Below are 25977 nucleotides of genomic sequence, written 5' to 3'. Positions count from 1 at the left end.
GGCGATGGGCAGGCCTGTATACCGAATTTTAGCTCACACTTCGCCGTCGTGGTTTGGTGACGACTGGTTTTTCACCACTCGATATTTTCGTTTTTCCGACACAGGTCGGATAGCGGACGCAACCAAGGAACTTCCCATAGCTGCCGCTGCGTTCGACCAGCCAGCCGTCTTCGCATTGCGGGCGGATCGGATAGGCGGCACCGCAGCCACATAGAACCTCGAGCGTCCCATTAGTGCGGCGGCGCGGCAGAGCGGTTCCGCAAGATGGGCAGGCGGGCAGCAGGTTTCCGCAATGCTGAACGTGTTCGCAGCGATACCAAATACGACCATCCTGCCCGGTGACGCCGAGCATCCGCCCTCCGCATTCGCCGCAAACATGCGCTTGCGGCTCAGCCCCGGGCGCTGCCGCAATCCCATAGATAGGGTATTTCCGAAGCTCAGTTACAAAAGACGAAGGCCGTGCATTCGAGGCGAGGATCGTCAGGGTGTGACGGGCCCGCGTCATTGCCACATACATGACGCGACGCTCTTCAGCGTTCTGAAACGCCTCTTCCTCTGGCGACACCAGAGACAAGAGGGGGTCGTCGACGATCTCTGACGGGAACCCCGTGCGCCCGCTGTCGGCGTTCAGCAGGATGACGTGGTCGGCCTCCAGACCCTTGGACGCATGGATAGTCTTGAAGGTGATTTTTAGCCGCGGGTAGCGCCGCCTCAGATTCTGCATGTCTGGTTCGATAAAGCGATATCGGCCGAGGAGCAGCACCGTCGCAGACTTTGCCTCCGGCGCCACAGTGGCTGACATCGCGTCAAGCACTTCGGACAGTTTGCCTTCGTCCTCGCCTTTGGACACGGTCACGATCCTGATCGCCGGTTCGGTCGCCGTCCCGGCCGGGACGATTTGCTTCTGGATCTGTGCGGGGTTCCGCAGGACGAAGGTCCTGGCGGCGAAGGCGATCTGGTCGACCGAGCGGAAGGTGCGGCCGAGATCGACACTCCGGTGGACGCCAGCCTCGCCATCGAAGCTGCCGCCGAACTCCCGCCCGAAATGGCGCATCAGATAGATATCGGACCCGGCGAAACGGAAGATGGATTGCCAGTCGTCACCGACGGCAAAGACGCGCACATCGGGATGCTGGGCTTTCAGCGCCTTCACCAGCCGGGCCCGGCTTTGCGAAATGTCTTGGAACTCGTCGACTAGGATGTGGCGGAACGAGCTGACATAGCGGCCGGTCTCGGCATAGCGCGCGGCGCGCAGGATCATGTCCTCGAAGTCGATCCGGCCTTCCAGACGCTTTTGGTATTCCTCGAAGACCGGCGCGAAGACGTCGAGAAACGCCCTAGCACGTTTGCCCAGCTTCATCCTGTCTGACTTCGTCTCGCAATCCTGCAGGCTGTAACCACCGCTCTTAAACTTGCGCAGGAAGGTTCCGAGAAGCTTGGAGAAGTCGTCGACCTGCTTCAATTCGATGATCCGGTCATAGATCGTGTCAACCGGGCGGGGTTTGAGGGTGACTTGCGGTGGCAGCTTTTTGGCAAGGCCGGTCAGCAGACGTCCTTCCTGCCGTTCATAGCTGTAGGTCTCGATCAGCGTGGTCTCAAACTCGCCATGGACTTTTCGCTTCCAGTCCATGCCAGCCAGGTACTCGTCGCGATCAATGAAGGGCGCCGTGATCAGCCGCTCGCTGCCATCAGCCATCTTTTGGCGCCGTACCCCGAAGTGTTCGATGTAGATGCCGCTTTCGGTCAGCCTAAAATCCGGCTGGTAGTCGCGCCTGCCGGTTTCCGGGATCTTATGTTCGTAGACCGGCTCGTACTCGTATTCGACGCCGCTCTCGTAGAGCCAGTTGGCGATCTGCAGTTCTTCGTAGCTCTTGACCTTTTCGCCCTGCAGCGTGCGCAGGTCTTGCGCTTCCATGTGGGTGTAAAAGTCATGCTTGGTCTTGAAGTCCCATTCGGTCTTGGGCTCGACAAGAAAATGCGCGAAGAACTGGATAATCGCCTTCGATACTTCTGACAGCCGATGGATTAGGTCCTTCAGGATCTGCTTGATCAGGTTTGTGAAGGCCATGTCGTCGGTCGCGTGATCGGCCAAGGCGGGTTTTGACCCTTCAACGATCCCGATGATGTCGTAGGCCACCGCGTGGAAAGTCCGAGCTACAATAGGCACGCCTGATCGAGCCTCGACCCGTTCCGACATCTCCTCCGCCGCGTTTTTAGCGAAGGCCAGAAGCAGAATTTCTTCCGGCTGTCGGATGCCCGCCTTGACCAAATAGGCCGCCTTGGCGGTGATGACGCTGGTCTTGCCCGATCCTGCCCCGGCAAGAACGAGCGTCGCATCCTCATCGACGACGACCGAAAGGCGCTGTTCCGGCGTCAGTGGTTTGCTCTCGATCGTGTCGAAGAAATCCTGCCACCGATCCAGTTCCGCGGTCACGAAAATGGCAATGGCATTTGCCCGCGCCGATCGCGGGTCGACTGCAAATTTCCGAACAGGCGCGATGCGTGCGACGACCTTTGGGCCGACTGCCTCGGTATTCAGCTTCGACAGGAGCGATGCATCCAGATCACGGGCGTCGTCCAGCAGGGGCGCGATCTGACAAGCGGCGGGGTATCGGGACGGAGTCGCCAGCAACAGTACCCCGGCAAGGATCCTGTCCAGTCGCGCCGCTTCCGTCTCGAGGGCAGCGAGATTGAAGCGGGTCCAAGCTGCAACAACCTGCGCTGAAAATTCATGGGCAGCGTGGTGGCCCGCGCCCTTCAACGTGATCTCGCCAAATTCAGCCGAGCGGATGGTCAGTGCGGTTCCGAGTATACCCTTTCGGAATGAAGGTGCGCTCACCATCGTCTGCAATGACATGCACGCAACCTGGCCCCGGCGCGTGATCCGTATGTGGTCCCCGTCCAGATCCAATGCGCGGGCAGTCCTGCTGAAAGGATCGGCTAGGAATCCAAAAAAAGCGTGTTGTTGCAATCGAATCAATGAAATAGGCCTCGTCGTCATGTTTGGCTAGCTTGTGCTGTCACCAAGGCGAACTGCAACCGTGATCATTGAAATGTCTTCGAAGGCCAAATGCGTTGCTTCCCTGCCGAACAACAAAGGGCGGGAAGCCGACCCGAGCAGGTGCGGCAATGCGATTGCGGCATCTGCATGAAGCAGTTGTTCGATCACCGCGCGTATTTCTGCCCACCCGCCGCAAGGAACGGAAAGCGGTCTGAGGGATTTGCCAAAACCTGAATCGCCAGTCAGCAGGATCGCTGGCAACATCAGCCCCGGATGGAGCTAAGCTTGGGCATAGATGGTCGCGGTATGCAGAGACGGTCCCTCAGTTTTGGTGTGCGGTGTGCGGTAAGTCCGAGCTTTACAGAAGCATATCGACCCATTCATAGTCCACACAAGTTATAAGTGCTGGATACTTCTGCCCAGACAACCCATCATATTAATAGACAACTTTTTCATCAGGGGGTCCTGGTAAAACGGCCGGGAAATTTGAACATGTGGTCTGACAGTGAAAGTCGCGTTGATTATCTGAACTACTCCGAAGTTTCAGAGATGATTGCCGAGATAATATCAGACGATTCGATGTTACCCACCTCAATCGGGGTCTATGGGAGTTGGGGTGTTGGGAAGTCTAGTATTCTACGCCTGATTTCTCAAGAATTGTCGAACAGTAGGTATGTGGTGGTCGACTTCGATGCCTGGCTCTACCAAGATTTCGACGAGGCGAAGTCGGCCCTGATGACGGTGATTGCAAAAAGCCTCTACGCAGCGGCCCCTGAAGGACAGAAGGAAAAGGCCGCGACCTTCTACCGGCGCGTGAACAAGTTGAAAGTCATGGGTATCGCCATGGACCTTGGGGCACTTGCTATGGGTGTCCCGACCTTCGGAGGAATAACCAAGGGGTTGGGGGCGCTTGGAAACATTATCCGTGGCGAGGGAGATGTTGAAGATGTCGGCGATGTTCGTGAGGCGATCGCTGATGGCAAGCAGCAACTTGGCGGTTTGCTCCAAGATAAGGAAATGCGCAATCCACCGGAGGAGATCGACGCCTTCCGTGCAGAATTCTCTAGCCTTCTTGAATCCATAGACCGAAGACTTGTCGTCTTCGTCGATAACCTTGACCGATGCCTGCCACCGAACACGATCGCCACCCTTGAGGCCATGCAGTTGTTCCTGTTCCTGCCAAAGACCGCTTTTATCGTTGCGGCCGACGAGGACATGATTAGGCATTCCGTCGCGAAACACTTCTCCGGGCCAGGTGACCGACATGTTTCAGACTATCTGGACAAGCTGATCAACGTGCCGGTTCGTGTGCCGAAGCTGGGGCTGCAGGAGGTCAGGGCATACCTTTTCATGCTTGCCGCCTCCCAAGGAGGCCTTGGTGGAGAAATTGTGGAAAAACTCCGCATCACGCTTATCGAGAGGCTGCGCCGAAGTTGGTCTGACGAGCCGCCCATTACGGTGGAGGAGGTGGCCGCCATACTGCAACTTCCGCCCAGCCATGCTGTCCTGCGAAATCTTGATACGATGGATCAGGTCTCTAGTCAGCTGGCCTACGCGGAGCGAGTGCAGGGTAACCCCCGTATTGTGAAGCGACTTCTGAATGTCATTCGCATGCGGGCCGCCGTAGCGCGGCGCCGGAAAATGCCTCTTGATGAGGGTCTGATTGCAAAATTGGCTTTGTTCGAACGTTGCACGGACGGGGATGCCATCCGCTCCTTCGGGCAGCTGGTCAATAATGCGCAAAGCGGAAAAGTTGATCTGCTGAAAAGCCTTGAGGCCACACTCTTCGAGGACGATGAGGCTTTCGAGAGCCAACTCCCGAAAGAATGGCAGAAACATAAAGCGTTCATTCAGGACTGGCTGAAACTTGATCCGCCGTTGGGCGGAGTTGACCTGCGTGCCGTTTTCTATCTCTCTCGCGAGACCCTGCCGGTCCAGCCCATATCGGCCGGCTTGAGTCTCGCAGCTGTTGCGGCGCTCGAAGTATTGCGAAAAACTGTTTCTATGACCTCCAAAGTCTCACAGGATGCAATTTCCACACTCAACCTAGGCGAGATGGAGGGTGTTATGGAAGAATTGTGTTTGTCTATGAATCGAAATCCGGAATGGACCAAGATTAGAGCCGATTTTCGCGGAGGGGTTCTTCTGGCCCAGACGTCTGCGGAGGCTCACGCTCGCTTGGTGCGTTTTGTCGGGTCTCTGCCCAAAGTGCCGCCGTGGATGGCGAGTCTTATGAAGGATAAGGGGCAGGGGAAATAAAGTATGGGCACGTCAGCATCCTCTAAAGGGTCCGGCAGAGATCAACCCCTCGTGCCACCATGGGCAGACGATGAACCCGGCAAGCCAGTTCCGCAGCCTGAGCCCAAGCGTTTTCAGGCGTTTCGTCGAAGCTTCGGAAAATACGGGACCTATATACTTAACTAGCCAAAGTTCAGTTGACACGCCTTCTATGCTTGGCTAGTTATGTTCGTGAGCGATGGAGTTCACGATGCAAAAGCCCGATACCCTAAGCACCTTCGAGTTCTTCAAGAAGTTTCCCGATGAGGAAGCCGCGCGTAAGTTCTTTGAAGATCGCCGCTGGGGTTCGGAGCCTGTTTGTGGTCATTGCGGCTCTGTCAACGTAACTGAGTGCAAAGACCACAAACCGATGGCCTACCGCTGCAAGGACTGCCGCGCGCATTTCAGCGTCCGCACTGGCACTGTGCTTGCAGAAAGCCGCCTTCCCTTGCTGAAATGGCTGTTGGCTATCTTCATGCTCACCAGCGCCCGCAAAGGCATCCCTTCAACCCAAATGGCGCGCGAGTTGGGCATCACTCAAAAGTCGGCTTGGTTCCTCGCCCAACGTATCCGCGAAACTTGGTTGAAAAGCCAAGGTGGCGAGAATGACGATATGGGCGATCACGTTCAAGTCGATGAAGCCTATGTGGGCGGTAAGGAAAGCAACAAACACGCTAACAAGAAGCTGCACATTGGTCGCGGCGCTGTCGGCAAAACCGCTGTAGTCGGGATGCGCGATCAAAGCGGCCAAGTTCGCGCAGAGCCAGTTGCTAACACGAAGTCCGGCACCCTGATCGGCTTCATCGCGGCCAATGCTCCCGCTGGCGCTACCGTAGTTACAGATGAGCTTCGCGGCTACCGCCCGCTGGCCCGCGCTGGCTTCAACCACTTGACCGTCAATCACTCGGTTGGTGAGTTTGTTCGTGACATGGCCCACACCAATGGCATCGAAAGCTTCTGGGCGCTGTTGAAGCGCGGCCATTATGGCATCTACCACTACATGAGCGCCAAGCACTTGCATCGCTATGTGAAGGAATTTTCTTTCCGCCATAACACCTCGCAAGTTGGCACGATGCAGTTCATAAACATGACTATTGACAGGATGGCGTCCAAGCACCTGTCCTATGAGGAGTTGGTCCGTGGCTAAGAAACCCGACATTATAGACCCCATCGACGCTAGTTTTGACGATTTGTTAGGTGCGATTGTGCCGCGTGTAAAGCCAGAGGAACTCGGTATGAAATCAAATGAAATCAAATACTTGCCTCAAAAAACGACCGCTAAGGAACTCGACCCAAAACAGGGCAAGCTTGACCTGCAAATCGAGCGCCAAGCTGAAATTGAAGGCATCGGAATGGGCGTCCTTAAAGATGGGACAGCATTCCTAACAGGGCGGGGGCTGGCACGCCTAGTTGGCATTGAGAACCTCCACATTCGCACAATCAGTCAGGATTGGAATGAAAACCCACAAAAGCCTAGAATTAGCGCAATTAAGTCGATCCTAAGTAAGCGCGGGATTAGCGCCCCGGAGGCGCATATTGAGACCTCGGACGGAAGTCGAACAATCCACGCATTCCCCGATGCGATATGCCTAGCAGTTCTAGAGTATTACGCCTTTGATGCTGCAACTCCGCGCACAACCGCCCGTGACAATTACCGAATTCTCGCTGGGAAAGCCCTACAAGACCTTATCTACAGCCAAGTTGGCTATGATCCTACTGGGCAGCGCCTCACGGAACCGCTGCGAAAGTGGCATGAACGCATTGAACTGAACCATCAGAGCGCGCCTTCCGGCTATTTCAGCATTTTCAATGAAGCCCATACCGTAATGTATGAACTAATTATGGCTGGTGCTCCCATAGGCGAGAAGATGGTTCCCGATATCTCAATCGGACAGCATTGGGCAAAACACTGGGATTTGAATAATTTTGGGGCTAGATTTGGGGATCGTGAGAAATTCCCCCACCGATACCCCAAGGATCATCCTCAGGCTAAATCTAACCCGCAAATTGCCAACTGCTATCCATTGGATGCTCTGGGCGAGTATCGCAGATGGTTGCAGGACGAATATTTGAGCGGGGGAAAGTTCAAAAACTATCTGAAAGGGCAAAAGCAAATCGCCCCATCGGTCGCGCAGCTTGCCATAGAGCGTCTATCGCCCAAGCTGATCGGTCACTAGCGCCAATCTGGGCAGTGCTTGCAGACGGTGAATACGAGATATTCTGACTTCCGGGTAGACTTGTTCATCAATCAACCTTGCGGGCCGTGCCTGCCGTGTCCCTGTACGCCTTCGATACCGTCACAGGTGTCCGCGCGTCCGGGCAACCGCCAGCTATCAAACTATTCGTAGCTGTCTGGTGTCTTGGGAAATGGCGAGTCTATGCCTAGTCTACGGTCAAGGTGCGCAACGAGACTATGACACAATGGTTCTGTATCATGCAGCCCAACTTGATGGACAACTTTGCCAGTTGGCGAACTGATTCGAACGATTGACTTCGTTCCTCGCACGCCCTCTTTTACCTCGCAACCCGCATGGGTTCGCACCCAATCAAGATACTCACGTAGCTTCGGAGAGGGTGCGAAAGGTGCTGACATTGATCACTCTGGCTTAAGCAGCAATCAATCCATACTCGTGGTTGCCTGCTGGTCGAAGGAACGCTTGATCCCACATCTTGTGGAATCTTTCCGGCGCAGCGTCAATAGCTTGCCCTTCGGTAAGTTCGGCTTCTAACAAGCATTCCATTCGATCTTGCAAAGTTGCGATGTCCGGTGCTTGGGTACAAATGTCATACTCCAAGCACTGCGCAACGTAAGTATCGCCTTCGCGTAGAACGACGATCCGCAGATTTTGTGTTTCAGACATACTTGACTCCCGCTATTTTCATGGCACTCAAACCATACCATACATGGATTGACAACACGTTCATTTAAAGTTCGACCCTGCGTAAGCGACCAAAGTGTCGCAAATGTGGTTCAGTTTGCAACTGTGTGCGAACCTTACGAGAACATTCATAGATCCACAAAATATGGGCCTGATCCCAGCTGGGGCAAGGCCATGACAGCCCAAACGGCGATCACATCCTTGAACGACGCAGGTTTCCAACATGTTAACCGCCCCTGCGACTTCGCCCTTCGCTGGCTAGTTCTGTATATAGGTCCCGAAAATACCTACAAACCGGAGATCCGCAAGACCTCCAACGCTCCTTAGGGCATTACGCTCGCACCGCAACCGGCGGGAGCTCTGTTGGTCCGCGAAGATTCGGAAGCGTATAGGTAATCCCCCCCGAAAGTAAGGGGCTGCATAAGTAGAATTTTCTCGCCAAGATGAACGAGGAGATTCTGAATGAAGACAAGCAGATACACTGAGGCGCAGATTCTTGCGATCCTGCGTCAGGCCGAAGGCGGTGTGCCGGTGGCAGAGCTGTGCCGCGAGCATGGCATGAGCAATGCGTCGTTCTACAAGTGGCGGGCGAAGTATGGCGGCATGGATGCGTCGCTGATCAGCCAGATGAAGGCCATCGAGGACGAGAACCGCCGGCTGAAGCGGATGTATGCGGACCTGAGCATGCAAGCCGACCTGCTGAAAGAGGCTCTCGGAAAAAAATGACGCGGCCATCTCAACGCCGCGAGATGGCCGAGAAAGCGGTGGCGCGACACAAGGTCAGCATTGCGCTGGCCTGCCGGGCCTTCGGGGTCAGCGAGACCTGCTATCGCTATGGCCCGAAGTTAAAAGCCGAGAACGAAGAGATCGCCGACCTTCTGGTGGGTCTGACCGACGCCCGCAAGACCTGGGGCTTTGGGCTGTGCTTTCTGCATCTGCGCAACGTGAAGGGCCATCCGTGGAACCACAAACGCGTCTATCGGATCTATTGCGCCTTGGAACTGAACCTGCGGATCAAGCCCCGCAAGCGGCTGAAGCGGGACAAACCTGATGTGCTTGCTGTGCCCGAGGCACCCAACATGACCTGGTCCATGGACTTCATGGCAGATCGCCTCGGTGATGGCCGTGCGTTTCGGCTGCTGAACGTGCTGGATGACTTCAACCGCGAGGGGCTGGGTATCGAGGTTGACTTCTCGCTACCCGCCGAAAGGGTCATCCGGAGCCTGGACCGGATCATCGAATGGCGCGGCAAACCCGGCACCATAAGGGTCGACAACGGCCCGGAATACATCAGTGGCAAGCTGCTGATCTGGGCTGAGAGACAGGGCATCACGATCCAGCACATCCAACCCGGCCAGCCGCAGCAGAACGCCTACATCGAGCGATACAACCGCACCGTCCGGCATGAATGGCTCGACCAATACATCATCGAAACCATCGAGGAGGCACAGGATCACGCCACACAATGGCTATGGACATACAACAACGACCGCCCGAACATGGGCATCGGCGGCATCACACCCGCCCAGAAACTGAAAATGGCCGCGTAAGTTCTACGGATGCACCCCGTTAAAAATGGGGGGATTACCTATATACTTCGGGCGGCGATCTCTACTCTGTCCTATCCTCTCTCGGCGGTGACGGGACGCTGGCTAACGAGCGGGGGCTTTCAAAGGCATCGCTTACCGGACAACCACTCGACGTTGTCTGCCAAAGACTGAGCGAAGCGCTCGCGCCAGCCAATGGCGATGCGGACCGGATCCGGGAGTCAATCGATCAGGCGATGATCGAAGTGCTTGGTGAGGAGGAATTTAACCCTGAGCGCCTGGACGATGAGACGATCCAAAGAATCCTTGGTGAGTATCTTTCGCAGGCTGTGTTTCAGGAAATCGTGGAAGAAGTCGGTGGTTCTTGGGCAAATGGAACGACCACCAGCACTCCCGAGGCCGAGGGTGCGCTCCTCGAGACTATCAGAGCCGTTATTGAGGTCAATCTCAGTCCCCGGCTCGAAGGGAAGAGCAACATCGTGCAGGCCGATATACGACAGTTTATGCGAGAAACGATTAACGAGGTCTGGGCGGCGTGGGAGGCATACGGTGAGTAAGCTTGTGTTTCACCACGACAAGAGCACCCTTCCTGCGATCACGGAGGACGGTCGGCTCGATGTCGTTCTTTATGGGCCAAGGCCGATGCGACAGGCGACCGGATCGGTTGGGAACCAACTTCCATCGGCGGTTGCCGGACTTGGGGTCAGGGTAGATGAGCGTGCGTTCGACTTTCTCTCAATAGCACTGGCAGTCATCGCGGCCGATACGTTTGTCGATCGCGGCCGGTGGGCTGCGAACGGCTGGTCCAGGGAAATTGAGATTGATATCCCGCTTGCCCAGCCCGCGGTCTGGGCTCCCGTTCTGCCGATCTTAAAACGGGCGCTCGATTTCCTCAGTGGCGATCAATGGGCCATATCGGTTCGGTCTGGCGGTCCTCGTCCACCGAGTCAGGCTGCGATACTCCGGAAACGTAAAACAGTTGGAATAGGGTCGGCTGACTGTGTGTCGCTTTTCTCGGGGGGACTCGACAGCCTTCTCGGTGTCACCAAGTTGGTAGCTTGTGGCCGGACGCCGGTTCTCGTCAGTCACTCCTATCGCGGTGACAAAAGCTACCAGCGGAAGCTCGCGCCCCAGTTGGGAAAACTACTGCCATGGTTTGAGGCAAATGCCCACCCAGCGAAAACGGGTGGTGGCCCGAACGATACCAGCATGAGGACCCGTAGCCTTGGCTTTTTGGCCTACGGTGCGGTGGTTGCCAGCGCGGTGGCATCCAAGCGTGGGGCACCAAAAAGATCGGTAGACCTGTTCGTCCCAGAGAACGGCTTCATTGCCCTGAATGCGCCCCTGACGCGCAGGCGTGTCGGGTCGCACAGCACCCGGACCACGCATCCGCATTTCCTCAGCATAATCCAAGATGTATTTGATGCGATAGGGTTGCCGGTCCGGCTTACCAATGAGTTCCGCCATCAGACCAAGGGTGAGATGATGGACGAGGCCGCGCGAGCTGGGCGTCCAACGGCCATTTTTTCCGGGACCGTTTCCTGCGGCAAGTGGAAGCGGAAAAACACACAGTGCGGCTATTGCGTGCCCTGCTTGATACGCAGGGCAGCGTTCTTCAGAGCCGGGATCGACGATCAGACCCGCTATCGCTATGATGTCAGCGATGCGTGGAAAGATCCGGAGATCCGCGACGACCTTCTTGCAATGGTGCTCGCCTCGAGGGAGGGCGCCGGGAATCTGAAGGCACGGGCAATCGCAACTGGGCCACTGCCACTCCAAATCCGCGAGCGAGACGGCTGGTTTGGTGTTCAAGAGAGAGGCCTTGCGGAGGTCCGCGACTACCTTAGAAGCAAGGGGATAATGGGTTGATCGATTTTCACTGCCATCTTGACCTATTCCCTCGACCAGCGGCAGTTGTGTCTGAGGTCGAAGCGGCAGGGATCTATCTTCTCTCAGTCACGACCACTCCTAAGGCTTTTGCCAAAACTGCCCGACTGCCAACCAATTCATCACGAATCCGAACCGCGCTCGGCCTTCACCCTCAACTCGTCCATGAACGGCACCAAGAGGTTGAGCTTTTCTGCCGCCTGATGTCAGAGACCCGTTATGTCGGGGAGGTCGGACTTGATGGCGGAAATGAGTTCGCGCCGCACCTTGACCTCCAAAAAGAGGTTTTCAACAGGCTGTTGCGATCCTGCTCGGATGCGGGGGGCAAGATCTTGTCCATCCACAGCAGGCATGCGAGCGGTGAGGTGCTGGAGGCCCTAAAACGACATCCGGGTTGTGGAACACCAATTTTGCACTGGTTCACCGGCCCCATCCGTGATGCCGAGCGGGCCGTTGAGATTGGTGCCTGGTTCTCGGTTGGACTGCCAATGTTGCGAAGCAAGCGGGCGGGATCATTACTGGCCAAGATCCCTAGAGAGAGAATTCTCACGGAAACGGATGCCCCATTTGCCTCAACCAAGGGCCACAGTTACCCTCGAGAGGCGCTGTCTTCCGCCTTTGTCGAGCTGGCAAAACATTGGAAATGCGAGCCGGAAGATGTGAAGCAACAACTTTTGGGCAACCTTAGGCGCGTCGTCGAACCCAGTCGCCCAGCTGGCTTTGACGTTGCCGTTTCAAATGGCGGTGGAGCGACCCAATCGGTAGGCCAAAGGTTCGCTTATCTTTAGCTGACTGTGGTGGCGGTTCTCGGATTAAACAGAGCAAAATCAACGCGATGCTGCGGAAACGTGATCTATCACTTCGGACCGAAGCTGTTTTCGGAAGTTGACGTCATCCTTGAATGCTGGCTGCCTTTTCTTAATCGACCTGATCATCGATTCCACCATCGCGTCAACTTCGGTGTCGAACCTTGTCCGCGCGACCACTTTACGATCGGTGAGCAACTCTAAAGTGGCTTGTGAACTCATCTGATCTGTCCCAAAAGGCGTTTGCTCGCTTTCCAAAATGTTTACCGTCGAACCGACGGACAGGCAAGCGTGACTGTCGCTACGGTCCCCGACGATCTCCACTTATGCAGAGATGTCACAGCATACTAGTTGTGGCGTGCTCACCCACACAAACGTTTAGGTGAGCACCCGGTTCCCTCGGTGCTGTTGCGAACACATTAGTTCTTAGGATAGGTGGGCCGAATTAAGAAAGGGTTGACGCAGCCCACATGGCTAAAGACAGTGCGGTTTGGTTTACAGGTTCAAGATGACATCATTTCCTATCGTTCAAACTGTCGGCGCAGCAATCCAAACAGTTTTTCCGCGCGGCACGAATGTTCCCCTCTATTTGTCCTCAATGCTTTCGGAGGACCAACGGAGCGACACTAAGGCGGCCTGGCTTCTGTGCCCGGCGATGGCTACCGATCTCTTTGCCGTCGCGGGGCAATTGTGCAGGATCGGTGGCGTGGTCGGCTTTTTCAATCCGAACCCCTACGCCAAAGATGGCGAGGATGGCCAGATCGCCTTTGACCGGACGCACCGTGATTTTTTGGATGACATAGCCTGGGCCTGGCGGGGTGGGATGCGTGGCGGCCGTCCCGATCACCCACAGTTCCGAACCAATTGCGTCCACTCGTATGATCCGCCTGACGCTGTTCAGGATCACTGGGAAACTCTGTTAAAAGCTTGGAACAGCCCCACAAACTGCGGCTTTTACGTTCATCGCCCAGATTCGCCCCACCCACCTGCCTGGTGGCGTTCGGCTTTGTCGCTGATGGTGATTGCCGATCTGGCCGTTGTGCGACCCTTTCGGGATGCGCTTACGACATTTGAGAAATCGCCTCTGTCGTCCTACTTCCAAACGCTCTATGATGCAGCGGATCGTGACATTGATGACGCATCAAAGGGGACGAAAAGCCCCGAGGTGCAGAAGGCCCCACGTGGCCCGGCCTCTTTCGGCATGATGTCGGATACTGCAGTTGTCTGCGTGATGCCGAAATTCAGAATCGCACCGGTGGGAACCACTACCCGAAACGTGACCCGCAATCTTGCACTTTTGCCCGGGCGGGGCGAAATGCGCGTCTGCTGGGATATGACCGATGCCACCCCCGAGAACGAGGACAAGGACACGCTGGACATCCTGTTGATCCCGGCGCCGTTCAAACTGACGCCTATGAACTTTCGCGCAAATACGTCCATCCCGGCAAATGGAGAGAATATCCATCACGAAAAACCTGACTGGGAGAGCTTTTCCATCGACCAGGACTGGATCGGTACCGAAGATAAGATCGTCGCGTTCATCCGGTCCTGCGAGGATTTGCTTCGCAAGGCCAAAGAGGAAACCAGAACGGTGAATGCAATTGTTTTTCCCGAGTATGCGCTCAGCCATGCAGTGTTTGACCGGGTCTGCGCGGCGCTGAAAGGGGTGGAAAAGGAGTTGGAATTCGTCATCTCTGGGTCATCAACAAATTGCGACAACAACGAGGCCAATACGGTCCTGACACGAGTCTGGCAGATGCGTGACAAGGGCAAACATCTTACAAACAGTCGACGCAAGCATCACCGCTGGCGCCTTGATCGTCGGCAGGTCGAAATGTATGGACTTGGCACCGCGTTGAACCCAAAGATTAAAAGTTGGTGGGAAGACACACCAGTAGGACAGCGAGAACTCCACTTCCACCGGTTCAGGCAGAGTTCGGTCTTTGCTGCGCTTATCTGCGAAGAGCTTGCAAGGTCGGATGTCTGTCACGACATCTTGCGCGCAGTCGGGCCGAATCTTGTGTTCGCCCTTTTGATGGATAGCGCCCAACTGCCCGGGCGATGGCCAGGCCAATATGCCGCAGCACTCGCCGATGATCCGGGATGCGCCGTTCTTAGCCTAACGTCCTATGCGCTGGTGGAACGATCAAACCATGCCCGGGCAGACGGCAGCCGGTCGATTGCACTTTGGAAGGACGATACCGGCAAGGTAGTGACGATCGATATGCCGAAGGCCGAAGGACCACGGGGGGTTCTGTTGTCGTTGTGGTCCGAAAGTGTTAAGGATCAGACGATTATCGGAAAGCGGTCCCAACTTCGGGCATGGCGCTATTCCAGCCACGTCGCGATCACCGTAAAAGCTTGAGGCCCCACCATTACATTCGGTGGGGACTACCAGGGCAGCGAGTTCGTATCGCGTGACATGGACTTGTGGGCCTAATGACTACTGCTGCGATCGACGGAAAGTCCCGCGTCGCTACCATCATGATCGGGATCTTGCTGCGGAACCTGTTGAGTGTCCGCGTCTGGGAGCGCCGCTGCGCAGCAAGGACAACACTCGACCGTCCGGTAAGGGCCGAAAAGGACGATCAGGTTCTTTGCTGCAGGGTTTTCTGGCTTGATCTTGGCGATCAGTTCGTAGCTTTCGGCCCGACCCATGTGATCAGCCCGCTCAGAGGATCGTTGCGAGGCTGATCAGCGTCCAATGCTCTTGGATAGCCGAGACCTACATTCAAGATGCGGGTTCGTCCCAACTGGATATCGCGATGATGATGCACATGGCCATGCGCCCAGACCAACGGTTGATGCCGCAGGATCAAGTTGGAGAGGTCACTTGCATAGGCCGCCGGCAACGAATGCGACGGTGCCAAACAATCGGCATGCGGCGCGTGGTGTGTGACAACCACAGTTTCGCCTTCGAAGGGTTCGCCGAGGGCAGTCTCGAGCCAATTCAGATGATCCCGGTGAATTGCGACCGTATCTACCGGACGCAGTCGGGCATATTCTCTGGCGGCCAAGCGGATGTACTTGTAATCATTCATAACTTTCACGACCTGGTCCGTGTTTTCATTCAGATCGCCACCGAGGCGCATGTCTGTCCACAGTGTTGCGCAGAGAAAGCGGCGGCCACTGAGCCTGATTTCGGCTTTCTGTGCGTAATGCCCACCAAAGCTTTCGATGATGCTGCCCAGCTTTTTGTCTTGCTCGATCAAGCCGCCGTAAGCGTCATGATTGCCGGGGAACGCCCAGATTTTGTCCGGGTTGACCCGTTCGGCCAACCACTCCAGCGCCATTTTCCAGCGGACATGGCCTATATTTGTCAGGTCGCCGGCGAGGATGACCAGATCGATGCTGCGGAAGACCTGACTGTCCAAGCCAGGTAGCGGCTCTTCGTTGGCCTCCAGCCAGAAATCGAGATGCAAGTCAGACAAGATCAGTACCCTGTACAGCTTCTCCTCAGGACCGCAGTCCAGACTTGTGGATCGCAGGACCTCTGCGGCCCGTGCTTTCCCCGCAATGCAGGCCGGGCAGCGGGTGACGATCCAGCCAGTCTGAGCCGGTGGCGTCAGGACGGGGGCACTGCACAAATCACAGGTCTTTGCCGACATCGCTTCTGCCGCATTCGCCACCATGCTGGCACGATCATTTGCACCAGACAGATAGATGCGGAGTGTGCCATATTTTTCTTTCACTTGGCGGATGCGCATCTGGTCTAGGCCGTCTTCCCGAGCGATCCGTGCCAGTTTTCCAAGTGTTTTCTCGATCAGTGGAAACCAGCCAGGGCCGCATTCGAAGCCAAAGCGGAGCGGGGTCTGTAGGCCTTGGCCAAACAACTGCGGCGTACGCAGCATGATGCGCCTTGCCCATGGCCGGATGAAATCGACATCTGGCGTCATGTCTGACCTCCGTAAATGAAGGATTTGTCGATATCAAGATTGGTGCGGGCAATTCGTTGGAAGAGCATCGAATGTTCCTTCATTGTCGGTCGGTGCACTGGATATCTTGACCGGATTTCTTGGCTAGCATTGTCGTTCCCGGGGTTGGTCTCGTCATCGAAGGGCACAGTTGCATTGCCTCTCTGCCGACCTGGATCCCGTCAGATTGCGCGACTACGATCAGCGTCATCACGCAAATCTGCATCCACTCACGGGGCTTTTCAGGGTCGGCCTAATTCAACAGCTGCACCTCGCGGTCCGCCTGAAGCATCTCGATCATGCGGTTCAACCGTCGCAGACCAAGCTCGCCTTTGGTCTTCCAGCGTACCAAAACCGCCTTGCGAACGAGATCTACAAGTTCGGGATCCGGATGCTCGGCAGTCATTCGATTGAAGTGGTAAAGGACGTCATCCAGCGTCAGATCCGGGATATGAAACACGCGGGCGCGGTCGAGCAATGGCTCCGAGATTGTTTCAAGCGTGTTCGCGGTAAAAATCCAGCTCACATGTGACAGATCGAAGCTGACGCGATAGCACGGGCATTCGAACACGGTGGCGGTGCCGCGCTCTAGGACCTGCAGCAATGAGGTCGAGAGGCTGCTGCTGTTGCCCGATGTGCCGAACGTTTGGCCGGATTTGTCGATCTCGTCGACAATCAAAAAGGGGTTTGCAGTGCCGGTTGAAAGGATGGTTTCCACGGGAACTCCCGGGCATGCCGTGCCCCAGCCTTTTTCCGTGCCGCTGATCCGAAAACCCGCCGTGCCACCGCCGACGTCGATTTGGCGGACGGGAACCCCGCCAAGTCGAGCCAGTTCGCGTGCAAGCCAGCTTTTTGACACCCCAGGGCTGCCAACCAAGATGATCGGCGGAAGGACAAGACCGGATTGGCCAGAGCGCAGGCGGCCGCGCAAATGGCGCAGGATAAAGGTTGTCACTTCGCTCAGCCATGGTGCTGCAACGTGGATGGCCGACATCATTTCATCGACCTCGGTCTCGGTCGTTGGCCCTGCCAGTTGCGCTCCGCCTGATGCCAGTTCGCTGATGCGCTTCCGCGCCTGCATGTCATTGATCCGGTCAAGGCGTGCAATCTGCTGTTTGCGTTGAACCCAAGCCTTTGCTTGTGACGCCGCTCGCTGGCGATCATGGAAGTTGAGGCTTTCCAACGGTAAGTCCGACCCACGATTGCGCCGGACCAGCAGGGAGGCTGCAAGCCGCTTCTGCACTTCTGATTCCTCCGGTACAAATAAAGCGGGATCGAGGATGCGTACGCGGTTTGCGGCGAGTTGGCTGTTGGATCTGAGAGGCGGCTTGATGGGCATGGCTGGTCTTTCCGATGAATGGCAGGGATACGAGGCAGGAAACTGTGCCCCTATCCGGCGCCTTCGCAGCGCGCTGGCCGCCAGGACGAACGCGTCGGTTCCATGTCCGCACGTCGGTTTGGTGCGTGCAGTTGGATAGGTCGAGATGACGTGAGCGGTCATGGGCGACACCTTTTTGCCGGTCAGGAAATCTGATGGTGGGTGAGCACGGCGCAAACTTCAGCCGTCGGAATCTCTGATCTCGCTGCTCAAAATATCGAGTAAGAAATGCACCTGATCGAGTGGCAGCGCGGTGCATCGCCCCGGGAAACGGATCTCAGGTGGAAGATCAGTCCCCAGTACATCCGCAAGCTGGCCCAGTCTGTAGAAACGGCTGTAGGTCCGGGCCCAAGTGTAGTCCGGGGCAAGCCCCAACAACGGGCTAGTCACGATCCAACGTTTCGACCTACCAAGTGTAGGATGGCCGCCGCACTTGCCGGTCAGGCGAACCTCGATCTTGCTCGAAAGGATGGGTTGCCAGAGATCTAGGACCGGTGCGCTGGCCAAAACAGCCGGATCAGGCCCCGCATCGATTTCATAAAGCACCTCGCGGGCGTCATCAAAGGGCAAAAAGGGCCACGGATTGAAGGGAAGACGCAGCATGGGGAAAGACCTTTCAAAGGATGGTGCCGCCTAGGACAAGCGAGGCAAATTGGGCGGCGTGGCGGGTTTGCTGGCGATCGCAAATCGCAATGCGTCTGCAGCGCCTATGGCGCGTTAGTCCCAGCTGGCCGGACCGACGACGCAGCCCGCGATAAGGTCGGGGGTTGCACCCTCCCAGTGTTCAAACGGATATCCGAGGGACACGTTTCGCACGACCGTCCGCCCGACCTGAGCCGACAGCCGCCGATGCGTGTGTCCAAACAGCCAGAGATCTGGTTCATAGCGCAGGATCAAATCTGACAAGTCGGAACCGAACGCCGGACTTAGCCCATCGATCGCCCCCTGTGCCGCAGGGTGCGGGGCGTGATGGCTGACCACGACGCTCCGACCATTGAAAGGTTCCGCGAGCCGCTGCTCCATCCAATCCCGATGATCGAAATGGATCTGCCGCAAGACGGCCGGCGTTACGGCGGAGCGTGGCCGCCACTGCGGATCGTCCTGGCCTGACACCCCGGACTTGCGCGATGGCATCGAGATCCGTGCATGATCGTTCATGCGAGACCACGCCACACGCATCGCGGTTTCAGGATCGCCACAAAGCTCAAAGTCGGTCCACAAAGTGGCCATCAAAAATCGTGTATCGGCCTGAACCAGTTCAAGTTTCTGCGCGTATGTCGCCCCGGCGTCGGCGGTGATCTCGCGCAACAGATCCTCCTCATCAATTCCTGCCGAGTAAAAATCATGATTGCCGGGCAGAAAGAAAACCGGCGCAGGTGCGAACAGCTCGATCAGCCAGTGCAAAGCCGGAGCCAGTTGGCTCTTTGGATCATTGATGAGATCGCCCGCGACGACGACCGCTGCATAATGCGGACCCACAAGAGCCCGAAGGCCGTTCGTTTCAAAAGGATCCAAACCTCGGCGCTGATAGGCGTCATAGTGGAAATCGGCAAGGACCAGAACAGGGCCTGCCTCGATGAGAAGATGCGCGGACATCATAGGTCACCCAAGCGCACGGGCCGCGGGGACATACGGCAGATTGAGCGACGGCAGTGGGCAGAGTAGGTCATGTGCATTCCTTTTGCGGATAAGCGAAAGGGAAGCCACAGGCGAAAGCCTGGCCAAAAAGGCACTGCAATGTCAGGGAGTTAACCCGTGGTCATATCGCTGGCTCCCCAGGAGGGGTCAGACGATGCCGCGTATGTTGCGGCTGATATGATGCGTGCGCTGGGTCATGATGCAGACACCGCTAGCCGATGCGTTTGCCGCCCGTCAACTGATTTTTGGTGCGCGCGACCGCCACTTGATGGGCTGCGTTTGAGGCTCAAAGGCCAGATTTGCCGTACAGCGGCTCGATCAGAAGTTTGCGAAAAAATCATGCGAAAAATGGAACACCCCCAGCCACCATTTGGCTGCGGCTATGGCGTCGATACGCAAAACCCTATTAAATCTGCGGCTTCCGCGACCGCGCGTGGGCCCAGGCTTTTATGAATTCAGTCAAATTCCGGCTTGCGAAAAAAGGATGAAAATCAATGGCGACGCCCGCCTGCGGGACCGAGAAAGCAGACCCGGATGAGCGCAAAAAAAAGTTGCTCGCCGGAACGGATTTGGGCCGGCAAGGTCGAACTTCGGCTCACGAAATGCAGTTCTGCCGCCGTGCGACCGCGATGGCGCGAATCGCCACTTGCCAAAACTCACGAACAGCGACCTGGTTTCGCGCGCTCGCCGGTATCACGACTGAGGCACACCGAAGTTCGCCGCTGCAAAATCCGTTCCTCATCCACCTGCCAGATACCCCCGCACAGACATGATCTGCACGCTGTCCGGCGGATGCACTAGAAAATTGCCGGCCCGCACATCACTGCTGGCAAACAGCAAAATACAACTATCGACGCCACCCGCCAATTCATGGTTAAAGATCTCATACGCCGCCCGTTCATCTCGGCCTTCCGACTTCGTCTGCGGACGAACCTGCGCGATGAGTACAAATTCCTCAAGAACTTCGGTAGCGACGATGTTGATCTGCCCTGATCTGTGCCGCGCGATCCAAGCTGTGACCCCACGAGTGAGAGTAACCGCCCGATAAGGACCGCCATTCAGGCTGCGGCGGCCTGATTTGCGTAGGGTTTCCAGTTCCATGGCAGCAACTCGTCGATGCGGTTGATCATGTGATCATTGATACGGGCGAAGATGTCAGCGAGGTAGGCTTGGGGGTCGAGGCCGTTGAGCTTGGCGGTCTCAACGATTGTCATCGCACTGGCGAGGGTTTCGCCGCCGGCGTCTGATCCGGCGAAGAGAAAGTTTTTGCGGCCGATTACGACCGGTTTGATGGCTCGTTCGGCGACGTTGTTATCGATGGCGACGCGGCCGTCGTCGAGGAAGAGGGTGAAGGCGTCCCAGCGGTTCAGGGCATATCGGAAGGCTTTGGCGAGGTCGCTTTTGCCGGGGATGCGGGTCAGCTGGACTTCGGACCATGCCTTGAAGGCTTCCACTTTCGGGCGGGTTTCGGTCTGACGGATGGCACGCCGGGCGTCGCGGGATTGGCCTCTGATCTGACGCTCGATGTCATAAAGATCACCGATCCGGTCCAGCGCCTCGCGGGCGATCTCGGATTTGGTGGCGGTGTGGACGTCGAAGAAGTCGCGCCGCAGATGGGCCCAGCAGGCCGCCTCGCGGATGCGGGATTTGCCTGACGTATCCGGGGTGTAAAGTGCTTTGAAGCCGGAATAGGCGTCTGCTTGCAGCATGCCGGAGAACCCGGCCAGATGACGCTGCGGATGTTCGCCCTTGCGGTCGACCGAGAAGAAGTAGGCCGCCCCCGGCGGCACTGTGCTGCCCCATGGTCTGTCATCGCGCACATAGGTCCAGATGCGGCCTTCTTTGACGCCTTTGCCGATTCCGTCGATGCGTTTTGACGGATCAAGCACTCGAACCGGGGTATCATCCGCATGCAAGCGGTCCGAAGCCAGAATATTGGCGCGGATGCGTTCGACCAGTGGCTCCATCACCCGCACGCCCTGGCCGCACCAATCGACCAGGGTCGAGGCCGGGATGTTTGCGCCCATCCGGGCAAAGATCTCGTTCTGGCGATAGAGCGGAAGGTGATCGTCGAACTTCGAGACCAGAACATGTGCCAGCAGACCCGGGCCGGCCATGCTGCGCGGAATGGGGCGCGATGGTGCGGGCAGTTGGGTGATCCTCTCACAACGGCGGCAGGACTTCTTCAATCTGGCTGTTTCGATCACCTTCAGCTTGGCCGAGATCAGTTCGAGGATCTCGCTGACGTCCTCGCCGATCAGGCGCAGGGTGCCGCCGCATTCCGGGCAATCATCACCGGGGTCCAGGACGATGCGTTCACGCGGCGTGCCCTCTGCCACCAAGGGCTTGCGGCGACGAGGAGAGCTGGGCATCGCAGCTTGTTCGTCTGTGCTGAGTTCGGCGTCGTCATCGGGTGCAATCGCGCTGATCGCTGCCGCCCCGGCAATCTCCAGATGCTCCAGCGCCAGTTCAAGCTGTTCGATCTCCCGCTCGATGCGTTCTGAGCTGGCGCCAAACTTCTGTTTCTTCAGCCGTGCGATCTGGATTTGCAGCGCCTGAACCAGCGCCTCATGGGCGCGCAGGGTGGCGGACATCTTCTCGATATCGGCCTGAACACGCATGTTCTCGGCTGCAACCCGGGCATTCTCGGCCTGCAATGCCGCGATCATCGCCTTCAAGGCGGCGGGATCATCAGGCAGGATTACGGGTGTATGGGACATGGCAATTCATACCATGTGGCTCGAAGAAACACCATAAAAACAAGCAAAAACAGTGCAGTATCTAGCCAACTCTGGCCGGTGGCGCACCCCAGTCCGGGCGGCGCCAATCGATCCCTTCCCACAGCATAGAGAGTTGTGCTGAGGTCAATCGCACTGCCCCATCCTGTGTCGTGGGCCAAGGAAATCGCCCGCGCTCCAGCACCTTGTAGTAAAGGCAGAACCCCTGGCCATCCCAGTGTAGCAGCTTCAGCCTGTCGCCCCGTTTGCCGCGGAATGCAAACACCGCCCCACCCGCCGCCTTCTGCCGCAACACATCCTGAGCCAGAGCCGCCAGCCCTTCGATGCCCTTGCGCATGTCGGTCGTCCCGCAGGCTAGGTAAACCCGAACGTCGGTGCCCGGCCCGATCATGCCGCCTCGACCAACCGGATCAGCCGCGCCAGATCATCGTCACCGATCCCGCCCCGGCACCGGATCTGGCGACCATTCCGCAATACGATCTCCACCATGGGCGCTGCGATGTCCGTGACCACCCTGGCCTCAGGAACCTGAGGTGGCGCAAGTTCGACGGGCAAAAACAGAGCAGCGCCTTCTGGTTCGCAAAGCCCCTTCTTGCGCAGGTCGTGCCGCCACGCATAAATCTGCTGCCGTCTGAGATCATGGCGCTGAGCAACCTGCGTCACCGAAGCGCCGTGACGACCCACCTCGCCAACCACGGCAAACTTCTCGACATCCGTCCAACGACGCCGACGCACAACCGCACCCAGAACTTCACCTCGCATGCCGCCCTCACATAGGAGACGTCCAAAATGACGTCATTATGGACGTTCCTAAACCAAGCAAGGTGCCCTCATAAGGCGGTCAATGTCGGGCGGTTACGAGTGAGAGGCGTCTCAGGTCGATTGCACAGCAAAAATATAATCATATCAGAAATCAACACCTGCTGGCCTGTGCGCAGCAGATCGTCCAGCTTGTCAGCTTCGGCCAACGCGAGTAGCACGTCCGTCTCGGCAATGATCACGGATTTCGAGTTCATGTGGATCGCCATACTGAGCTGGCTTCAAGAGCGGCTGGACCGCCGCGAAAGCGCCTGACCGACACTCCTGCAAAGGAGCAAGGGTGGCCGGGTGTGCACAATCCGGCCACCTGTCTTTATCGGAGATTTCTAACGCGGAATATTTTCAGATGTGAGAACATCTAGGCATGCCATATGGTTAGGCCTAGATTTCTGAAGAAGAAAACTACCGCAAAAAGACACTGGACATCAAGTGCATGAGTGGTTTACGCTGATTACATAGTGTGAGTGGCTTGAGGTCAACGGATGTATTTTTTGATTTCGCCACGCAAAATCAAAACACTCTCAGCCTGATCCCGCGTCCTCCGAAATTCTTAGTTGCTAGAGAGGGCAACGAGCGAGTGATTATTCATAATTAACTCAGTATTTTAAGATGTGAGCAGTTTCTTGCGGGTGTAACACTCAATCAGGTCAATACGGTAATTGTGGTAAAATTTGTGGGATTGGAATGAAAAGGCTTATTGTAATTTTTGTTACAGTTTTAATAATTGATCAATTTCTTGCTTTTGCTGCTAACAGGGAGCTTAGGACGGAACATTTTTTTATTTCTGTACTTGAAGATGCGAGCCTGGATGCAGAAAATATTAAGGCTATCGATTCATTTTTTTATCAAGACTGCAAATTGCATACAGTTTTCATCTTATACACTGCAAAAACATGCTTTGATCTAAATGGTTGGAGCAATTCAGAAAAATATGGTCCAGGCGTTGTGGTTTTTGGACTTCACTACTGGCCACCAGCTTCAAAAATTATGTATCCATTTTATGGATACTATTATCAGGAGGCTTGCTGTAACGAAGTGGTGCTGCGTGTAACTCGCGATAAGAAAATAGTGGAGAATTTTGTCAATGACTGACTATAGTACAGATGAATTTATTTTATTTGGAGCGCTAGCTAACGCCAGTTATGATGAAACACTGCAGGTTGGACAGACGCTGCAGCTAAATGGCGCTGCTACCGGCTATCAGCTTATGTCTCAGTGGTATCCAACTGATAGTACTTCTTTTGGGGGGCAAGCTTATTACTCAGCAAGTGATAACAGGCTGGTAATCTCATTTCAGGGCACTAGTCAGGTGGGCGATTATGTCTTGACAGATTTTTTTGTTGGGGCTGGTGGCAGTTTTACCAATCAATACTCAAATTCTCAGATTTTTACCTCGCAGGCTCTAGCAGTTGTTGCGGGGAAGAACGCTGAGATTGTGTTCGTTGGGCATTCCCTAGGTGGGTATTTGGCTCAACAGAATGTGCTGAGTGATCCCAGCTATAATGCTGTAGTATTTAACGCGCCAGGGTTGGGAGGCTTAAGCCCATTTCCGTTGTTGATTTCAGATCCAAATGTGACTTATATTTACTCGGAATCTTGGGGGGCTTCAGGCGTAATTCACGGGTTAGGCCAAAGATTAAGCGATAACGTGTACTATGTACCAAATACGGACGGCCATGGGTTAGGGAATTTGCTATTGGGGCTTAGCAATGGGCGTCACCTTACGCTTTTATCAGATGCGCCTACTTTTACTGATGCTATTAATAATGGTTGGATCAGCATTGAGGAGGCAGTGGTTGCGCTGAATTCAATCGGCGATAACTATGTCCGACAGCAAATTGAATTTGCATTGCAACATGCTCAAAATAACTGCTTCCTTTCCGGAACATTTATCACTCTCGGTGATGGGACGCTAAAAAAGATTGAATCTATTGTCGCCGGAGATCATGTTTTGGCTTTTGATAGCCTGGGTAAACTTGTGCCTAGCGTGGTAAAGCGTACATTCCGAAAGCAAGCCAAACATATCCTTGATGTTTTCGGCCTGATGGTCACTCCGGGTCACATCACGCTTTGCGGTGATGGGAACTTTGCCGGAAAATATGTTCCAATACTCGATATTCTGCGCTCGGATGGTGCACTGGTCCGTCAAGATGGAAGTCTTGTCCGGGCATCAACTGGCGTCGCTGTCGGTGATGTTAATGATCGTCTTATCTGGGCGGTCACTGGCGACAAGACATTTGAGGGCTTCCACGTTGTAGAGGCCAAGAAAATTCGTCTTGGAACGCGGTTCTTGCTTAATGGTGACAAGGATTATTCGATCGCGGAAATAATTGAAGCCAATGGTGGCGAAGTAACGGATGACGGTCTGGTTAAAACTGGTGATGCAGTGCCAGTACCCTTCCACTGGTCCGTGAGCCCTTCGATCCCGAACCCAGAAGATTATGTTTTGCAACGCTCTTGCTTGACGCTGACAGACATTTACCAAGTCGCAGAATGGGATGGTGCGGCACCATTCTTAGCTACGCCGGTGATGTCGGACATCGGGCCCGTTGCCCCCGTAACTGGCAAACATCTTGAAGCAATTCGACCCAATTTCCCATTAGCCCTCCGTCGGGAGCACAGGACCGGAGAGATTGGAAGTCGGAATTTTGTTGCGGCTACCTCCAATAAACACAAGCGCGGGCATTGAAATCAACCATGACAAACATTCCCAAGCTTCCCAACTCGGAAGAGTTCACTCATGTCCTTGGTCAAGTGACATGGCTTATGACGCTTTCAAAACCTCATAGAGAACGTCTTATCGCGCACATCGATGATCTTGTTGTCGCGCCGTTGATGCTCAAACAGGTTCGCGTGTACCTAAAGGGTAAGCAGCCATTGGCAGCTGTGATGTGGGCGTATGCATCATCTGAAGTGAAAGCTAAAATTGGGTGTCCACCTTTCATTATGGGGTTGAATGACTGGCGATCGGGCCCGGATATTGTAGTCGTGGACTGCATATCCCCATTTGCCGACCCGAATATCTTCATAGAACAATTCAAGGCGCAAACTGATCGCGCGATTCTTGGTGGCGTATTTAAGGAGTAACTTGAA

General features: G+C 55.8%; 22 protein-coding genes and 1 pseudogene. 11 read left to right on the top strand and 12 right to left on the bottom strand.

Annotated features, from left to right (window positions below; translation table 11 throughout):
- Positions 1-28 precede the first annotated feature (28 nt).
- Positions 29-2857: a UvrD-helicase domain-containing protein gene (locus ACS5RD_RS16280; protein WP_489928266.1), complete on the bottom strand. Its 2829-nt coding sequence runs from the start codon at positions 2855-2857 to the stop codon at positions 29-31.
- A gap of 150 nt (positions 2858-3007) precedes the next feature.
- Positions 3008-3262 (bottom strand): hypothetical protein, encoded by a 255-nt coding sequence (locus ACS5RD_RS16275; RefSeq protein ID WP_489928265.1) that lies wholly within the window; start codon positions 3260-3262, stop codon positions 3008-3010.
- 231 nt (positions 3263-3493) lie between these two features.
- Between ACS5RD_RS16275 and ACS5RD_RS16270 the strand changes: the two genes are divergently transcribed.
- The 3 genes from ACS5RD_RS16270 to ACS5RD_RS16260 all read left to right on the top strand — a co-directional run bounded on the left by ACS5RD_RS16270 (position 3494) and on the right by ACS5RD_RS16260 (position 7455).
- Positions 3494-5260, top strand: a complete 1767-nt coding sequence (locus ACS5RD_RS16270; RefSeq protein ID WP_489928264.1) for a KAP family P-loop NTPase fold protein — start codon at positions 3494-3496, stop codon at positions 5258-5260.
- Between the two features lie 229 nt (positions 5261-5489).
- The gene (locus ACS5RD_RS16265) at positions 5490-6425 is read left to right on the top strand and encodes an IS1595 family transposase (RefSeq protein ID WP_489928263.1); all 936 of its coding nucleotides are present in this window, start codon (positions 5490-5492) and stop codon (positions 6423-6425) included.
- Positions 6418-7455 carry a BstA C-terminal domain-containing protein gene (locus ACS5RD_RS16260; protein ID WP_489928262.1) on the top strand — a complete coding sequence of 346 codons (1038 nt, stop codon included), beginning with the start codon at positions 6418-6420 and terminating at the stop codon, positions 7453-7455. The genes ACS5RD_RS16265 and ACS5RD_RS16260 overlap by 8 nt, the downstream gene beginning before the upstream one ends.
- A 429-nt stretch (positions 7456-7884) precedes the next feature.
- Here the strand turns inward: ACS5RD_RS16260 and ACS5RD_RS16255 are convergent, their stop codons facing one another.
- A complete protein-coding gene (locus ACS5RD_RS16255; RefSeq protein WP_489928261.1) occupies positions 7885-8139 on the bottom strand; it encodes a hypothetical protein in 255 nt (84 codons plus the stop codon).
- 480 nt (positions 8140-8619) lie between these two features.
- On the opposite strand from ACS5RD_RS16255, the gene ACS5RD_RS16250 reads away from it, so the two are divergent.
- The 5 genes and pseudogenes from ACS5RD_RS16250 (at position 8620) to ACS5RD_RS16230 (ending at position 14762) form a co-directional block, all read left to right on the top strand.
- Positions 8620-9707 (top strand): IS3 family transposase gene (locus ACS5RD_RS16250; protein ID WP_489928006.1). Its coding sequence is split into 2 segments (ribosomal slippage): positions 8620-8875 and positions 8875-9707, totalling 1089 coding nucleotides; the frame shifts between segments, so codons are not numbered across the junction.
- A gap of 59 nt (positions 9708-9766) precedes the next feature.
- Positions 9767-10261 (top strand): annotated as a pseudogene (locus ACS5RD_RS16245) (hypothetical protein); the annotation flags it as partial.
- On the top strand, positions 10254-11573 hold the full coding sequence (gene qatC, locus ACS5RD_RS16240; protein WP_489928260.1) for a Qat anti-phage system QueC-like protein QatC: 1320 nt from the start codon (positions 10254-10256) through the stop codon (positions 11571-11573). The pseudogene ACS5RD_RS16245 and the gene qatC, both read left to right, overlap by 8 nt.
- Positions 11570-12379 carry a Qat anti-phage system TatD family nuclease QatD gene (qatD, locus tag ACS5RD_RS16235; protein ID WP_489928259.1) on the top strand — a complete coding sequence of 270 codons (810 nt, stop codon included), beginning with the start codon at positions 11570-11572 and terminating at the stop codon, positions 12377-12379. The genes qatC and qatD overlap by 4 nt, the downstream gene beginning before the upstream one ends.
- Before the next feature lie 673 nt (positions 12380-13052).
- The gene (locus ACS5RD_RS16230; RefSeq protein WP_489928258.1) at positions 13053-14762 is read left to right on the top strand and encodes a hypothetical protein; all 1710 of its coding nucleotides are present in this window, start codon (positions 13053-13055) and stop codon (positions 14760-14762) included.
- A 265-nt stretch (positions 14763-15027) separates the two neighbouring features.
- On the opposite strand, the gene ACS5RD_RS16225 is transcribed toward ACS5RD_RS16230, so the two are convergent.
- The 9 genes from ACS5RD_RS16225 to ACS5RD_RS16185 all read right to left on the bottom strand — a co-directional run bounded on the left by ACS5RD_RS16225 (position 15028) and on the right by ACS5RD_RS16185 (position 23081).
- Positions 15028-16293, bottom strand: coding sequence for a metallophosphoesterase family protein (locus ACS5RD_RS16225; RefSeq protein ID WP_489928257.1), 1266 nt, complete (start codon positions 16291-16293; stop codon positions 15028-15030).
- 271 nt (positions 16294-16564) lie between these two features.
- Positions 16565-17812 carry an AAA family ATPase gene (locus tag ACS5RD_RS16220; RefSeq protein ID WP_489928256.1) on the bottom strand — a complete coding sequence of 416 codons (1248 nt, stop codon included), beginning with the start codon at positions 17810-17812 and terminating at the stop codon, positions 16565-16567.
- 57 nt (positions 17813-17869) lie between these two features.
- Entirely contained in the window at positions 17870-18292 is a 423-nt protein-coding gene (locus ACS5RD_RS16215) for a DUF6634 family protein (protein ID WP_489928255.1), read from the bottom strand.
- A 114-nt stretch (positions 18293-18406) separates the two neighbouring features.
- Complete coding sequence (locus ACS5RD_RS16210; protein WP_489928254.1) at positions 18407-19285, bottom strand: metallophosphoesterase; 879 nt, start codon at positions 19283-19285, stop codon at positions 18407-18409.
- A 780-nt stretch (positions 19286-20065) separates the two neighbouring features.
- Positions 20066-20428: a hypothetical protein gene (locus ACS5RD_RS16205; RefSeq protein WP_489928253.1), complete on the bottom strand. Its 363-nt coding sequence runs from the start codon at positions 20426-20428 to the stop codon at positions 20066-20068.
- On the bottom strand, positions 20386-22047 hold the full coding sequence (gene tnpC / locus ACS5RD_RS16200; RefSeq protein ID WP_489928252.1) for an IS66 family transposase: 1662 nt from the start codon (positions 22045-22047) through the stop codon (positions 20386-20388). Before tnpC ends, ACS5RD_RS16205 begins: the two co-directional genes overlap by 43 nt.
- A 61-nt stretch (positions 22048-22108) precedes the next feature.
- Complete coding sequence (gene tnpB, locus ACS5RD_RS16195; protein ID WP_489928251.1) at positions 22109-22456, bottom strand: IS66 family insertion sequence element accessory protein TnpB; 348 nt, start codon at positions 22454-22456, stop codon at positions 22109-22111.
- Positions 22453-22827 carry an IS66-like element accessory protein TnpA gene (tnpA, locus tag ACS5RD_RS16190; protein WP_489928250.1) on the bottom strand — a complete coding sequence of 125 codons (375 nt, stop codon included), beginning with the start codon at positions 22825-22827 and terminating at the stop codon, positions 22453-22455. Before tnpA ends, tnpB begins: the two co-directional genes overlap by 4 nt.
- A gap of 68 nt (positions 22828-22895) precedes the next feature.
- Positions 22896-23081 carry a hypothetical protein gene (locus ACS5RD_RS16185; RefSeq protein ID WP_489928249.1) on the bottom strand — a complete coding sequence of 62 codons (186 nt, stop codon included), beginning with the start codon at positions 23079-23081 and terminating at the stop codon, positions 22896-22898.
- A gap of 487 nt (positions 23082-23568) precedes the next feature.
- Between ACS5RD_RS16185 and ACS5RD_RS16180 the strand changes: the two genes are divergently transcribed.
- Genes ACS5RD_RS16180 through ACS5RD_RS16170 form a run of 3 tightly spaced genes read left to right on the top strand, consistent with a single transcriptional unit; the run spans position 23569 to position 25971 of the window.
- Positions 23569-23976, top strand: coding sequence for a hypothetical protein (locus tag ACS5RD_RS16180; RefSeq protein WP_489928248.1), 408 nt, complete (start codon positions 23569-23571; stop codon positions 23974-23976).
- Positions 23969-25573, top strand: a complete 1605-nt coding sequence (locus tag ACS5RD_RS16175; protein ID WP_489928247.1) for a Tle-like phospholipase domain-containing protein — start codon at positions 23969-23971, stop codon at positions 25571-25573. The genes ACS5RD_RS16180 and ACS5RD_RS16175 overlap by 8 nt, the downstream gene beginning before the upstream one ends.
- An 8-nt stretch (positions 25574-25581) precedes the next feature.
- Complete coding sequence (locus ACS5RD_RS16170) at positions 25582-25971, top strand: toxin-activating lysine-acyltransferase (protein WP_489928246.1); 390 nt, start codon at positions 25582-25584, stop codon at positions 25969-25971.
- Positions 25972-25977 lie beyond the last annotated feature (6 nt).

It is taken from the genome of Cypionkella sp. PAMC25878 (assembly GCF_058135695.1).
This window is presented reverse-complemented; position numbering and strand designations above follow the sequence as displayed.